This window comes from Hymenobacter rubidus, assembly GCF_016734815.1.
Classification (GTDB): Bacteria; Bacteroidota; Bacteroidia; order Cytophagales; family Hymenobacteraceae; genus Hymenobacter; species Hymenobacter rubidus.
On sequence record NZ_JAERQF010000079.1, the window covers coordinates 1 to 1009 of the forward strand.

Annotated in this window: 1 protein-coding gene; it reads left to right on the top strand. The window is 72.7% G+C overall.

Annotated elements, in window-relative coordinates; genetic code table 11:
• Positions 1-951: T9SS type A sorting domain-containing protein (locus tag JKL48_RS22850; protein WP_201987727.1), on the top strand; the 951-nt coding region annotated here is incomplete at its 5' end.
• Between the last annotated feature and the right edge of the window lie 58 nt (positions 952-1009).

Below are 1009 nucleotides of genomic sequence, written 5' to 3' on the forward strand. Positions count from 1 at the left end.
GTGCTCACCGGCCTGAGCAGCGGCACGAGCTACACCGTGAGCGTGGTGGCCTCCTGCGCCGCCGGCGCCAACTCCATCCCCGTCACGACCACCTTCACCACCCTCACGCCCCCGCCGGCCTACGCCGCGCTGCCCTACGCGCAGGGCTTCGAAGGGCCCTGGGTCAACGGCTCTTCGACGCGCGACCTGCCCGACGCGAGCTGGCGCAACACCCCGGCCACCGGCGACAACTCCTGGCGCCGCGAGGACGACGGCGCCTCGGCCAGCTGGCAGTACCTGAGCTACGAGACGCCCTCGACCGGCAACCCCGTCCCCCCCTACGTGACGCGCTTCAGCCAGGGCGCCCACTCGGCCCGCTTCCACACCTTCGGCTCGGCCGCCGGCGCCCAGGGCAAGCTCGACCTCTACGTCAACCTGAGCAGCTCGACGGCCTCCAAAATCCTGACCTTCGACTACATCAACCCCACCGGCACCGACAACCTGGCCGTGCTGCTGAGCACCGACGGCGGCGCCACCTTCGGCGCCCCGCTGCTCACGGCCACCACCAACGCGGCCTTCGCCGCCAAGTCGGTCGTCATCGCCAGCAACGCGGCCACGGCCGTCATCCGCTTCCAGGCCACCTCCGACTTCGGCAACGACGATTTGGGCATCGACAACCTGCTGCTGCGCGTGGTGTCGGCCACCCGCAACGGGGCCCTGGCCGCCACGGTCGGCCTCTACCCCAACCCGGCCCGCCAGCGCTTCACGCTGGCCGTGCCGGCCGGCCCCCTGCACGCGGCCACGGCCACGCTCGTCAACGCCCTGGGCCAGACCGTGCTCACCCGGCCGCTGGCCCTGCCCGCCGCCGGCGGCACGGCCGACTTCGACGTGAGCGCCCTGGCCCCCGGCGTGTACTCGCTCGCCCTGCAGGCCGGCGACACGCGCGTCGTCAAGCGCCTCGTCGTCGAATAGGGCCCCGCCGGCCCCACGACCCAAAAAGGGCTGGCCCACCCCGGGCCAGCCCTTTTTT